Origin of the sequence: Cupriavidus sp. P-10 (genome assembly GCF_003402535.2) — a bacterium.
Classification (GTDB): domain Bacteria; phylum Pseudomonadota; class Gammaproteobacteria; order Burkholderiales; family Burkholderiaceae; genus Cupriavidus.
Genome location: NZ_AP025170.1, coordinates 1356922 through 1369393 on the forward strand (window position 1 = coordinate 1356922; position 12472 = coordinate 1369393).

The 12472-nt window shown below is 66.8% G+C and carries 11 protein-coding genes and 1 pseudogene; 3 read left to right on the plus strand and 9 right to left on the minus strand.

The window, feature by feature from the left end:
• Positions 1–23: 23 nt before the first annotated feature.
• The 4 genes and pseudogenes from serB to mfd form a co-directional block, all read right to left on the minus strand.
• Positions 24–878: a phosphoserine phosphatase SerB gene (gene serB, locus CTP10_RS06315; protein WP_116321045.1), complete on the minus strand. Its 855-nt coding sequence runs from the start codon at positions 876–878 to the stop codon at positions 24–26.
• A 108-nt stretch (positions 879–986) separates the two neighbouring features.
• Positions 987–1160: pseudogene (locus CTP10_RS06320) on the minus strand (amidohydrolase); the annotation flags it as partial.
• Positions 1161–1190: 30 nt separating this feature from the next.
• A complete protein-coding gene (gene argE / locus CTP10_RS06325) occupies positions 1191–2402 on the minus strand; it encodes an acetylornithine deacetylase (RefSeq protein WP_116321044.1) in 1212 nt (403 codons plus the stop codon).
• Between the two features lie 70 nt (positions 2403–2472).
• Entirely contained in the window at positions 2473–5934 is a 3462-nt protein-coding gene (mfd, locus tag CTP10_RS06330) for a transcription-repair coupling factor (RefSeq protein WP_116321043.1), read from the minus strand.
• Positions 5935–6153: 219 nt separating this feature from the next.
• Here mfd and ispD point away from each other — a divergent pair, with 219 nt between their 5' ends.
• Positions 6154–6903 (plus strand): 2-C-methyl-D-erythritol 4-phosphate cytidylyltransferase, encoded by a 750-nt coding sequence (ispD, locus tag CTP10_RS06335; protein ID WP_116321042.1) that lies wholly within the window; start codon positions 6154–6156, stop codon positions 6901–6903.
• A gap of 14 nt (positions 6904–6917) precedes the next feature.
• Positions 6918–7427, plus strand: a complete 510-nt coding sequence (gene ispF, locus CTP10_RS06340; protein WP_116321041.1) for a 2-C-methyl-D-erythritol 2,4-cyclodiphosphate synthase — start codon at positions 6918–6920, stop codon at positions 7425–7427.
• 42 nt (positions 7428–7469) lie between these two features.
• Here ispF and CTP10_RS06345 read toward each other — a convergent pair whose 3' ends face one another.
• The 5 genes from CTP10_RS06345 to ompR form a co-directional block, all read right to left on the minus strand.
• Entirely contained in the window at positions 7470–8045 is a 576-nt protein-coding gene (locus CTP10_RS06345; RefSeq protein WP_116321076.1) for a GNAT family N-acetyltransferase, read from the minus strand.
• Between the two features lie 191 nt (positions 8046–8236).
• Complete coding sequence (locus CTP10_RS06350; protein WP_116321040.1) at positions 8237–8758, minus strand: carboxymuconolactone decarboxylase family protein; 522 nt, start codon at positions 8756–8758, stop codon at positions 8237–8239.
• A 106-nt stretch (positions 8759–8864) separates the two neighbouring features.
• Positions 8865–9413, minus strand: coding sequence for a peroxiredoxin (locus CTP10_RS06355; RefSeq protein ID WP_116321039.1), 549 nt, complete (start codon positions 9411–9413; stop codon positions 8865–8867).
• A 288-nt stretch (positions 9414–9701) separates the two neighbouring features.
• Complete coding sequence (locus tag CTP10_RS06360) at positions 9702–11051, minus strand: ATP-binding protein (protein ID WP_116321038.1); 1350 nt, start codon at positions 11049–11051, stop codon at positions 9702–9704.
• A gap of 24 nt (positions 11052–11075) precedes the next feature.
• Positions 11076–11798 (minus strand): osmolarity response regulator transcription factor OmpR, encoded by a 723-nt coding sequence (gene ompR, locus CTP10_RS06365; RefSeq protein ID WP_010810107.1) that lies wholly within the window; start codon positions 11796–11798, stop codon positions 11076–11078.
• Between the two features lie 314 nt (positions 11799–12112).
• Here ompR and CTP10_RS06370 point away from each other — a divergent pair, with 314 nt between their 5' ends.
• Positions 12113–12463, plus strand: a complete 351-nt coding sequence (locus tag CTP10_RS06370; protein WP_116321037.1) for a hypothetical protein — start codon at positions 12113–12115, stop codon at positions 12461–12463.
• The last annotated feature ends 9 nt before the right edge of the window (positions 12464–12472 follow it).

The window sequence follows — 12472 nt, forward strand, 5'->3', positions numbered from 1 at the left end:
CGCTGCGGGCCGATTGTGAATTTTCAGTGGGGGAACAGCGCCAGCAGCCCGTCCAGCCCGACGTGATTGAACGCCACGCTGGCCTGCGCGCGCACCACCGGCTTGGCGCGGAAGGCCACCGACAGGCCGGCAACCGCCATCATCTTGAGGTCGTTGGAGCCGTCGCCCATGACGATGGCCTGGTCCGGCGTGGCGCCGATCTGCGCGCAGACTTCCTGCACGGTACGGGCCTTGACGTCGGCGTTGACGATCTCGCCGACCACGTTGCCGGTCAGCTTGCCGTCGACGATCTCCAGCGTGTTGGCGCGGGTGAAGTCCAGCTTCAGGCGCGGCTTGAGCTGGTCGGTGAAGTGGACGAAGCCGCCGGACACCAGCAGCGTCTTGATGCCCAGCGCCTGGACGGCCTGCAGCATGCGTTCGGCACCCGGCGACAGGCGCAGGCGCTCGGCATAGACGCGGTCGAGCACGCTGGCGTCCAGGCCCTTGAGCAGCGCCACGCGGCGGCGCAGGCTTTCGTTGAAGTCGGTGATCTCGCCGCGCATCGCCGCTTCGGTGATGGCGGAGACCTCGGCCTTGAGGCCGCAGAAATCCGCGATCTCGTCGATGCACTCGATCGTGATCAGGGTCGAGTCCATGTCCATCGCCACCAGGCGGAAGTCCGACAGCTTGCGCCCGGCCGGCACCACGGCCCAGTCGATCGCGCGCGGACCGCAGAAATCGTCCAGCGCATCGCGCAGCGCCGGCGTCAGCGGCGCGCATTCCTCGGCGGCGGCCACGGTGTCGCTGCGCGGCACCAGTTCGGAGGCGCGGGCGAGGGTGCGGACGGTGTCGAGGTCGGCGGCGGGAAGCGGGGCGGTGCTCTGGAGGATCAGGGGCATGACAGGTGAGGATCGGGCGCGTGCAGCATGGCAGGCAAGCAGGGCGGCAACGTGGAAAAACCGCTATTGTAGCCGCCCCGGCCGACTAGCTGCGCGCTGTCCGGAGGCTCAGCGCTGCGCCATCACCATGTAGTTCACCGTCAGGTTGGACAGCGCGCGCACGCCGTTGATCAGCGCCGGCTCGTCAACATAGAACTCGGGCGAGTGATTGGAGGGCGCCTTGGTCACATCCTGGCCCTTCGGCGTCACACCCAGGTTGAAGAACAGGCCGGGCACCTTTTCCAGGGAGCAAACCAGCGGCGTCGAAGCTGGTCAGGCCACGCGCAGGCTATCCACCACCTTGTGCAGGAACCCCTCGCACGCCGCCAGCTGCTCCAGCGCGACAAACTCATCCGGCTTGTGCGCCTGCTGGATATCGCCAGGCCCGCACACCACCGCCGGAATACCCGCGCGCTGGAACAGACCGGCCTCGGTGCCATAGGCGACCTTGTTGGTATCGCGGTCCGCCGTCAGCGCCCGCACCAGCTGCGTGATCGCGGCCTGCTCGGCAACGTCCAGCGACGGCGCGGCGGCGATCTTGTTCAGCGTCAGGTCGGCATCGGCATGCTCGGCGCGCATCTTCGGCAGCAGCACGTCGTTGGCGTAGGCATGGATACGCGCGTAGATGGCTTCCGGATCCACGCCCGGCAGATTGCGGAACTCGAACACGAACTCGCACAGCGCGGGGATGGTATTGAGCGCGATGCCGCCCTGGATAGTGCCGGTCTGCGCGGTGGTGTAGGGCACGTCGAAGGCCTGGTCGTAAGGGCCGTTGGCCTTGAACTCATCGGCGATATCGCGGATGAAGCAGATCAGCCGCGCCGCGTATTCGATGGCATTGACGCCGCGCGGCGTCAGCGACGAGTGCGCGGCCTGCCCTTTGACGCAGCAGCGGTAGGCATTGATGCCCTTGTGCGCGACGATCACGCGCATGCTGGTCGGCTCGCCGACGATGCAGCCGCCGGGCGTCACGCCGCGCTCGCGCAGTTCGGCCAGCAGGTAGGGCGCGCCCATGCAGCCGATCTCTTCATCGAAGGAGAGGGCGTAGTGCACCGGCTCGCGCAGCTTCGCGCCGAGGATGGCCGGCAGCAGCGACAGGCTGGTGCCGATGAAGCCCTTCATGTCGCAGGTGCCGCGGCCATACAGCTTGCCGTCGCGGATCACCGGCTTGAACGGATCGGTGGTCCAGTTCTGGCCGTCCACCGGCACCACGTCGGTGTGGCCCGACAGCACGATGCCGCCGTTGGTGTCGCCATTGGCGGCGGGCACCGTGACGAACAGGTTGGCCTTGTCCTGCTGCGGGTTGTAGCTCAGATGCGGCTTCAATCCCCTGGCCAGGAAGTGGTCGCGCACGGACTCGATCAGGCCGAGGTTGGAGTGCCGGCTGGTGGTGTCGTACGCGACCAGCCGCTGGGTCCATTCGAGCGCGCTGCCGCGCGCGGCGGGTTCGTTGGCGGTCTGGCTGGCGGTGGCTCGGGCTGGCATGGGGGCGCTATCGCTGACTTGTCAAGGATCCGATGCTACACCCGGGTGCGCGCAGAGTCCATGCGATGCCTCAGGCCAGTTGCCGCAGCGTCTGCTTGATCGTCTGCGCGCGCACCGTCACGTCCGGCATCTTGGCCTCGATGCGCAGCTTGTCTTGTCCGGCCAGCTTGATATGCCGGTTTTTCTGCACAAGGTCGATGATGCGCATGGCATCGATCGGCGGGTTGGGCACGAACTGCACGCTGATGGTGGCTTCGCCCGCGTCGATCTTGCGCACGCCCAGCGGCGCCGCGGCGATGCGCAGCCGGTGCGTTTCCACCAGCGCCTGCGCCTGCGCCGGCAGCCGGCCGAAGCGGTCGATCAGTTCTTCCTGGATATCGTCGACACGCTCGGCGGTCTCGCAGTTGGCCAGGCGCTTGTACAGCGACAGGCGTTCATGCACGTCGCCGCAATAGTCATTGGGCAGCAGTGCCGGCGTGCCGAGGTTGATCTCGGTGGTGGCCGCCAGCGGTGCCATCAGGTCGGGCTCCTTGCCTGCCTTCAGCGCCTTGACGGCATGGTTGAGCATGTCGGTGTAGAGCTGGAAGCCGATTTCGTGGATCTCGCCCGACTGCTTGTCGCCCAGCACCTCGCCGGCGCCGCGGATTTCCAGGTCGTGCATGGCCAGGTAGAAGCCCGAGCCCAGCTCCTCCATCTGCTGGATCGCTTCCAGCCGGCGCTGCGCCTGCTTGGTCAGACCGTCGACATCATGCACCAGCAGGTAGGCATAGGCCTGGTGGTGCGAACGCCCGACGCGGCCACGCAGCTGGTGCAGCTGCGCCAGCCCGAACTTGTCGGCGCGGTGGATCAGGATGGTGTTGGCGGTCGGCACGTCGATGCCGGTCTCGATGATGGTCGTGCACAGCAGGATGTTGTCGCGGCGCGAGACGAAGTCGCGCATCACGCGCTCCAGCTCGCGCTCGTGCATCTGGCCGTGCGCCACCGCGATGCGTGCCTCGGGCACCAGCTCGGCCAGCCTGGCGCGCTTGTTCTCGATGGTCTCGACCTCGTTGTGCAGGAAGTAGATCTGGCCGCCGCGCTTGAGCTCGCGCAGGATGGCCTCGCGGATCACGCCGTCTTCCTCGCGGCGCACGAAGGTCTTGATCGCCAGCCGCTTCTGCGGCGCGGTGGCGATCACCGAGAAATCGCGCAGGCCTTCCAGTGCCATGCCCAGGGTGCGCGGGATTGGCGTGGCGGTCAGCGTGAGGATGTCGACCTCGGCGCGCAGCGTCTTCAGCGCCTCCTTCTGGCGCACGCCGAAGCGGTGTTCCTCGTCGATGATGACCAGGCCCAGGCGCTGGAATTTGACCTGGTCGGACAGGATCTTGTGCGTGCCGATGACGATGTCGACGGTGCCTTCGTTGATCTGCTTGATGGCCGCGTCGATTTCCTTCTTGGTCTTGAAGCGCGACAGTTCGACGATGCGCACCGGCCATTCGGCGAAGCGGTCCGACAGCGTCTGGAAATGCTGCTCGGCCAGCAGCGTGGTCGGCGCGAGCATTGCCACCTGCTTGCCACCCAGCACCGCGACGAAGGCGGCCCGCAGCGCCACCTCGGTCTTGCCGAAGCCGACGTCGCCACACACCAGCCGGTCCATCGGCTTGCCCGAGGTCATGTCGGCAATCACCGCGGCAATGGCGGCGGCCTGGTCCGGCGTTTCCTCGAAGCCGAAGCTCTCGGCAAAGGTCTCATAGTCCTTCGGCGAGAGCGGGAAGGCAAAGCCCTCGCGCGCGGCGCGGCGCGCGTAGAGGTTGAGCAACTCGGCAGCGGTATCGCGGATCTGCTGCGCCGCCTTGCGCTTGGCCTTGTCCCACTGGCCCGAGCCCAGGTGGTGCAGCGGCGCGGTGTCCGGATCGGCGCCGGAGTAGCGCGAGATCACATGCAGCTGGTGCACCGGGACATACAGCTTGCTGCTCTTGTCGTATTCGAGGTGCAGGAATTCCTCGTCGCCCTGGCCCATGTCGAGCGATACCAGGCCATGGTAGCGGCCGATGCCATGCTCGCTGTGCACCACCGGGTCGCCGATCTTCAGTTCGGCCAGGTCGCGCACCATCGAGTCGACGGCGGTGGCCTGCTCCTGCTTGCGGCGGCCGGCGCGGCGCGCGGTGCCGGCGTACAGCTCGGCTTCGGTCACGAAGGCCAGTTGCCCATGTGGTAGCGCAATGGGCAGCGCGAAGCCGCTCCCCAGCGGCGCCACCGCGATCGAGAAGTGCGATTCGCCGGCAAGGAACGCGGCAAAGTCGTCCACCGGCTGCGGGCGCAGGCCGCTTTCGGCAAACAGCTGCAGCAGCGTCTCGCGCCGGCCGGCGGAGTCGGCGCACATCAGCACGCGGGTCTGCTTGTCGAGCAGCAGTGCTTCCAGGTTGACCAGCGGATCGTCGGCACGACGGTTGACCGAGACATCGGGCAGGATCGCAGAGAACGGCGTCTGGTCCGCGCCTGGCTCCGTCTGCAGCACCAGCCGCGCCATCGGCTTGGCGCCGACGAAGAACTGCTCCTCGGACAGGAACAGGTCGGCCGGAGGCAGCAGCGGGCGCTCGCGGTCGTGCCGCATGAAGTTATAGCGCTGCGTGGTGTCGGCCCAGAAGCGGCGGATCGCTTCATCGATGTTGCCCGCGAAGGCGAGTTGCGTATCCGCGGGCAGGTAGTCGAACAGCGTCGCGCTGTCTTCGAAAAACAGCGGCAGGTAGTACTCGATGCCCGCCGACGGCACGCCATTGCCGATGTCCTTGTAGATCGGCGACTTGGTCGGGTCGCCCTCGAAGACTTCGCGCCAGCGGCCTCGGAACGCGGTACGCGCGGCTTCGTCGAGCGGGAACTCGCGGCCCGGCAGCAGGCGCACTTCCTTGACCGGGTACAGGCTGCGCTGCGTGTCCGGGTCGAACGCGCGGATGGTCTCGATCTCGTCGCCGAACAGGTCGATCCGGTACGGCAGCGCGGAGCCCATCGGGTACAGGTCGATCAGGCCGCCGCGCACGCTGTATTCGCCGGGGCGCATCACGGCGCTGACGTGCTCGTAGCCGGCCAGCGTGAACTGCGCCTTCAGCGCGGCTTCGTCCAGGCGCTCGCCCTGCTTGAAGAAGAAGGTGTAGGCCGCCAGGAAGGACGGCGGCGCCAGCCGGTACAGCGCGGTGCTGGCCGGCACCAGCATCACGTCGCATTGCCCGCCCTGGATGTCGTGCAGCGTGGCCAGGCGTTCGGAGACCAGGTCCTGGTGCGGCGAGAAGCTGTCGTAGGGCAGCGTTTCCCAGTCGGGCAGCAGGCGCACGCGCAACTCGGGTGCGAACCAGGGGATTTCCTCCGCCAGGCGCTGGGCGTCGACGGCATTGGCGCACACCACTGCCAGCATCGGCACGCGTTCGCGATGCCGGCGCGCGTACGCGGCAATGGCCAGTGCATCGGCGGAGCCACGCAGGCCGGCCACGGTGTGGCGCAGGCCGGGCTTGACCAGCGGCAGGTTGACGAAGGGTAGGGAGGGCGTAACGTCGGGCATGTCGGCAACGGGCGTTCAAAACGACAACACCCCGCCGGCGATGCGGGCGGGGGTCGGACAGAATGCTGCGGGCATGGGACTGCACCCGCCCACGCCGCCAGGCACACGCATGCGGCATGGCGACGGGCAAGGGCCGTATTATAGAATGCGACCCGGTTGTTCCGCTGGCGCCGCGACGCCGGCACAAGCCCCGTACCTCATTCACTTCCTGCCCAAGCCGTGTCCGCTCGCCGCTTTGCCCTGATTCCCTGTGCCGGTACCGGCAGCCGCGCCGGCGGCACCGTTCCCAAGCAATACCAGACCGTGGCCGGCCGGCCGATGATCTGGTACGCGCTGGCGGCGTTCTCGGCGTGCGACGCGATCAACGCCACCGCGCTGGTGCTGGCGCCCGACGATATGCCGCTGGAATCGCGCTTCGGCGCCGCGACGTTTGCCGGACTCCGCTTCGACACCGCCTTCGTTGGCGGCGACACGCGGCATGCATCGGTGCTGGCAGGACTGCATCACCTGGCCCAGCTCGGCGCCACCGATACGGACTGGGTGCTGGTGCACGACGCCGCGCGGCCGGGCCTGACCCCGGCGATGATCCACGCGCTGGTGCGCGCGGTCGAAAGCGACGGCGACGACGATCCGGATGCGGCCATCGGCGGCATCCTGGCGGTGCCGGTGCCGGACACCCTCAAGCGCGCGCAGGACGATGCCCGCATCGGCGGCACCGTGTCGCGCGAAGGGCTGTGGCAGGCGCAGACCCCGCAGATGTTCCGCCTCGGCGTGCTGCGCCAGGCGCTGCAGGATGCCATGGCGGCCGGCGCGGTGGTGACCGACGAAGCCAGCGCGATCGAACGGCTGGGGCTCCATCCGCGGCTGGTCAACGGCTCGCTGCGCAATTTCAAGGTGACCTACCCGGAAGACTTCGCGCTCGCCGAAGTGCTGCTGGGTACAGGCACAACAGGCACAACAGGAGCATAAGGAGCGTAACCGCAATGATGCCTTTCGATATCCGCGTGGGTCAGGGCTATGACGTCCACGCACTGGTACCCGGCCGCAAGCTGATCCTTGGCGGCGTGGAGATCCCGCACGACCGCGGCCTGCTGGGCCATTCGGATGCCGATGCGCTGCTGCACGCGGTGACTGACGCGCTGTTTGGCGCGGCCGCGCTGGGCGATATTGGCCGCCATTTCCCCGATACCGACGCGCAGTTTGCCGGTGCCGACAGCCGCGTGCTGCTGCGCGAGGCCGCGCGCCGCGTGCGTGAGGCTGGCTATGAGATCGGCAATGTCGATGCCACGGTCATTGCGCAGGCGCCCAAGCTGGCGCCGCATATCGGCGCGATGGTGGCTAACCTTGCGGAAGACCTCGGGCTGGCGCCCGGGCGCTGCAACGTCAAGGCCAAGACCAACGAAAAGCTGGGCTTCGAGGGCCGCCAGGAAGGGATCGTGGCACAGGCCGCGGTACTGGTCTGGCGCGCTTCGGTGACGGGCGTGCAGGACTGAGCGCCCGGTGGCGGGCCGGGCGGGCAGGGCAGGCGAGAGCCGCTAGCTTCGCGGCGCGTCCGCCGCCGGGGCGTTTTCCGGGGTGATGGCGTAGGTGTAGTCGATCAGGCGCGCCATGGCGCCCGAGCGGGCTCCGGCCTCGGTGCGCTTGGTGAAGCCCATCTGCTGCACCAGACGGTTTGCCGACGCCATTTCCGGCATGGTCCGCACCAGCAGCGTGGGCGAGCCAATATCGCGCGCGCGCTGGATGCAGATCTGCATCAGCGTGCGCCCCAGCCCCAGGCCGCGCGCCTGCGGGCTGACCGACAGCAGCCGCGCCTCCGGCTGCGTCAGCGTGATGGTGCTGCCGTCGAGCGCGGGCAGCGTCGCCCCGGGATGGCAGAACAGCACGGCCCCCATGATGCCGTGGTCGGTTTCCGCCACCCACCATTCCATGTCGGGATTGCTGGTCGCCAGTACGGACTGCATGCCGCGCTGGAACGAAGCCCGGCAGTCTTCCATGATTTCCAGCTCATACTGGCCGTAGGCTTGCTGCGTGACGGCGGCGATGTCGCCCCAGTCATGCACTGCGGCAAGGCGGTAGTGGAAACGGGGGGAAGTCGGCGAAGGCAGGGTCATGGCAGGCTGAAAGTGCATATGCTGCCTGGATTGTAGGCCGATCGCCGCGCCAGTCCAGTCCCGGCGCGCGGTCGGTTGCAAGATGGGGACAGCCGGCATTTCCCGCTGGGAAGCTGCCGGCTGCTGTGCTACAGGGGCCGTGGAACGGCCCCTCGGAGGGCGCGGGGGCGCGCTGTCCGCTCGCTTTCCGCTTACTGGGTGGCGATCACGTTGGCCGCGGCCACGATCACCGCGGCGATGCGGCCCACGTCGCGCAGTTGCTGCGCGGTCATGCCCTGTTCGTTCTTCAGCAACTGGTAGTGCGACTTCACGCAGAAGTGGCACTTGCCCACGATCGACGCGGCCAGCGCATACATCTCGAAACGGCGCTTGTCGACGCCGCCATGGGTGGCGTAGGCGTTCATGCGCAGGCCGGCCGGCTGGGTCGACAGGTCGGTGTCGCCCGCCATCTCGACGTACGGGTACCAGGTGTTGTTCATGCCCATCAGCGCCGCGGCGGTCAGCGCGCCGTTGGTTTCCTCGGGCGACAGCACGCCGGCATTGCGGATGGCATCCACCAGCACCTTGCTCTGCGCCGCGAATGCCGCCGCCAGCGCCACGCCGACCGCATCGTTGCCTTCCAGCGAGGAGCGGGCGATGGTGCCGTCCACGTTCAGGCGGATGTCCTTGGCGTAATCGGGAATAAGGTTCTTAATCGTGCTGAGGAATTCCATTTATTTCTCCTATCGATCGGGGCCCAAAAAACCCGCGCAAGCGGGTTTCGGAGCGGAGGGCTGGGCCCTCCGCGGATCGCCACGGTGTCTGGCGAAGAACTGCAAATTACAGCGTTGCGCCACCAACGGCACGGTTGCACGGGCACAGCTCGTCCGTTTGCAGGCCGTCCAGGATACGCAGGACTTCGTCCGGGTTGCGGCCGACGTTCAGGTTGTTCACCGAAACGTGCTGGATCACGTTGTCCGGATCGACGATGAAGGTCGCGCGCAGGGCCACGCCGGCAGCCTGGTCACGCACGCCCAGCTGGTCGATCAGCGCGCCGGTCACGTCGGCGAATTGCCACTGGTCCAGCTTGTTCAGGTCCTTGTGTTCGCGGCGCCATGCCAGCTTGACGAACTCGTTGTCGGTCGAGCCGCCCAGCACGATTGCATCGCGGTCGGCGAAGTCGCCGTTCAGCTTGGCGAATGCAACGATTTCGGTCGGGCACACGAAGGTGAAGTCCTTCGGGTAGAAGTAGATGACCTTCCACTTGCCTTCGAACGACTTTTCGGTGATGTCTTCGAAAGCCGACTGGCCGTTCTCTTCGTGATTGTTGAAACCCGGCTTGACACCGACGACGTGGAAGGCTTCCAGCTTTTGACCAACGGTCTTCATAAGACTATCTCCAGATACGTTGCAATAAGTACAGTGCCGCCGTTGTAACCCGGCGTGGATCTTGCCAGGCACTTTGCTGCGGTGCACCGCGACAAAACGTGATTATGCGTGAACATCCCGCATGGGGCTAATTGATATTCTCAAAGAGCCCGATAGGCACGGCATGTGGCGATTTAGTGCCGCCTGCATCGGCCGGCAGGGCTGGCCATGCGAAGCGGCAAGTATGCCATGCAAGGCAAGCACGCAAATGGCAAGTTGGTGACGATCCGCCGGGATTCAAGCCCGCTTTCACGCGCGGCGAAAACAGGCGCTGACCACCAGGCCCGAATCCGGCGCGGCGCGGTTGGCCAGCAGCAGCCGCCCGCCGTTGCGCTGCATGATGCGGTTGACGATGGACATGCCCAGTCCCGCGCCCTTGGCCTCGCTGCGCGCGCTGTCGAGCCGGTAGAACGGCCGCGTCAGCAGTGACAGCTGGCCTTCGGGCACGCCGTTGCCGCGGTCGGCCACGGTCAGCACCGCTTCCTTGTCGTCGACGCGGGTGGAAATCTCGACCACCGCCATGCCGCTCTGCTCGTCCTTGGCATAGCGGCGCGCGTTCTCGACCAGGTTGTCGAGGATGCGCTGGACTTCCATGCGGTTGGCCACGGCCATCACCGGCGCATTGGCGCGCACATGCACGCGCACGTCGTCGTGCGCGGCATAGACGCCCACGGCATCGTGCACCAGTGCTGACAGGTCGACCGGTTCGACGGTTTCCAGCGGCGGCCGCGCGTAGTTGAGGAACTGGCCGATGATCGCGTCCATCTGCTCGATGTCGGCGATCATGGCGTCGCGCGTGGGCGTGTCCATCGGCGACATCTCGGTCTCCAGCCGCAGCCGCGTCAGCGGCGTGCGCAGGTCGTGCGAGATGCCGGCCAGCATCACCACGCGGTCGTCGTCGAGCTGGCGCAGGTCTTGCACCATCTGGTTGAAGCTGTGGTTGGCCAGCGCCACTTCGCTGGCGCCGCGCTCGGGCAGCGGCGGCGGGTCGCCGCCGGCGCCGATCGCCCGCGCGGCATTGGCCAGGCGCTTGAGCGGATAGTTGACGCGCGCGGTGATAAAGGCCGCGCCGATGATCGACAGCAGCAGCGCGGCAATACTCCACCACAGCCACTGGATGCCGGGCACGCGCTCGAAGCGCTCGGGGCTGATCGCGACCCAGTAGTCGTCGCCCTCGATCTCGAAGCTGACCCACACGCCGGGGATGTCATTGACGGTGGTGGCCAGCACGGTGTCCTCGCCCAGGCGGCTGCGGATTTCCTGCTGGACCAGCGAGGTCAGGAAGGGATTGGCGGTGGGCGCGGCGAAGTCGTCGTCCTTCTCGCGCGGATAGACCTTGATGCCTTCGTTCTGCACCAGGTCGAGCAGCAGGAAGCGGCGCCGCGCGGGGTCTGAGTAGAGCAGCGCGGCGCGCGTGAGCTTGACCACGCTGACCACCTGCATGGCGATCTGCTGCGCGCGCGGGGCGCGTTCGAACAGCCGGTAGCTCTGGAACCAGATACCCAGCGAGATCGCCAGCAGCAGGGCGATAAGCATGAAGGTTCGCCAGAACAGCGAACCAAAGAACCGCGTCGCGGTCCTGCCGATAACGGTCGCCACGATAGGAACAGCGGCCGTTATCGGTTATTTCACGCCATCGGGAATGAAGACGTAGCCCAGGCCCCAGACCGTCTGGATAAAACGCGGGTTGCTGGGGTCCGGCTCGATCAGCTTGCGCAGGCGCGAGATCTGCACGTCCAGGCTGCGGTCGAATACTTCGTATTCACGGCCGCGCGCCATTTCCATCAGCTTCTCGCGCGACAGCGGCTGGCGCGGATGGCGGGCAAACACCTTGAGCACCGAGAATTCGCCGGTGGTCAGCGTGATTTCCTCGTCGTTCTTGGTCAGCGTGCGCGTGGCCAGGTTCAGCACGAAATCGCCGAAGGCGAAGGTCTCGGGCGTTTCCGACGGGGCGCCGGGTACTTCGGCCGGACCCTTGCGGCGCAGCACCGCGTGGATGCGCGCGATCAGCTCGCGCGGATTGAACGGCTTGGGCAGGTAATCGTCGGCGCCCATTTCCAGGCCGACGATGCGGTCCACATCCTCGCCCTTGGCGGTGAGCATGATGATCGGGGTCTGGTCATTGGCGCCGCGCAGCCTGCGGCAGATCGACAGGCCGTCTTCGCCCGGCATCATCAGGTCCAGCACAAGCAGGTCGAAACGCTCGCGCAGCCAGAGCTTGTTCATCGCGGTGGCGTTTTCCGCCACCAGCACGGTGAAACCCTGTTCGCCCAGATAGCGGCGCAGCAGATCGCGCAGACGCGGGTCATCGTCGACGACAAGAATCTTGTGGCTGGTATTTTCCATGGCGGTATCTTAGCGACTATCGCTTTCGCTCAAAATGGCTTAACAAAACGTTACATACTTTACCCCGTGGTATGGCAGCGTGCATCAATCGTGCGATTACACTGCGCCATCGCGTCTTTTTGCGTACCTTGCGCGCCGATTTTCCGCGCGTTTGACCGCAGGATCCACGGCATCGGCCGCCCCGGCTCGCGGGCCCTGGCCCGATGCTTGCAGAGGACAGTAGCGCCAGACGGGTATCGGACGGGGTAACGAAATTTCCCGGCTTCCGGCGGTTTCAAGGACCGCATTTCCCGAAGCCAAGACCGCCATTATCAATGAAAGTGAACCGAACCCGGCACGGGCTTCCGCAGCATGGTATCGCCGGCGCATGCATTGCGCTTGCTGCTGCCGCATGGCTGCTTGGGCCGGCCGGGCCGGCACGGGCGCAGTCGGCCGGCATGGCCAACCTGCTCAAGCGGCATCCGTCGGCGCAGGCGAGCGATCCGGGCAATGGCCAGCGCGAGGCGCGTGCCCGTGCCGAGCGCCATCGGGCCGAGCAGCGCGAGACCGACCGCCGCCGCGCGGACGAACGCGACCGCGGCGGTTCGCGGCTGTCGCCGGACGAGCGGCGCCGTCTGCGCAAGAGCCTCTACGATTTCAGGCGGGAGATGTACGACGGCAGTTGAAAGCTGCCG

Bases quoted from the DNA above. Each gene is read 5' to 3' on its own strand.
- serB (WP_116321045.1), bottom strand. From the start codon at position 878: ATGCCCCTGATCCTCCAGAGCACCGCCCCGCTTCCCGCCGCCGACCTC.
- argE (WP_116321044.1), bottom strand. From the start codon at position 2,402: ATGCCAGCCCGAGCCACCGCCAGCCAGACCGCCAACGAACCCGCCGCG.
- mfd (WP_116321043.1), bottom strand. From the start codon at position 5,934: ATGCCCGACGTTACGCCCTCCCTACCCTTCGTCAACCTGCCGCTGGTC.
- ispF (WP_116321041.1), top strand. From the start codon at position 6,918: ATGATGCCTTTCGATATCCGCGTGGGTCAGGGCTATGACGTCCACGCA.
- CTP10_RS06345 (WP_116321076.1), bottom strand. From the start codon at position 8,045: ATGACCCTGCCTTCGCCGACTTCCCCCCGTTTCCACTACCGCCTTGCC.
- CTP10_RS06350 (WP_116321040.1), bottom strand. From the start codon at position 8,758: ATGGAATTCCTCAGCACGATTAAGAACCTTATTCCCGATTACGCCAAG.
- CTP10_RS06355 (WP_116321039.1), bottom strand. From the start codon at position 9,413: ATGAAGACCGTTGGTCAAAAGCTGGAAGCCTTCCACGTCGTCGGTGTC.
- ompR (WP_010810107.1), bottom strand. From the start codon at position 11,798: ATGGAAAATACCAGCCACAAGATTCTTGTCGTCGACGATGACCCGCGT.
- CTP10_RS06370 (WP_116321037.1), top strand. From the start codon at position 12,113: ATGAAAGTGAACCGAACCCGGCACGGGCTTCCGCAGCATGGTATCGCC.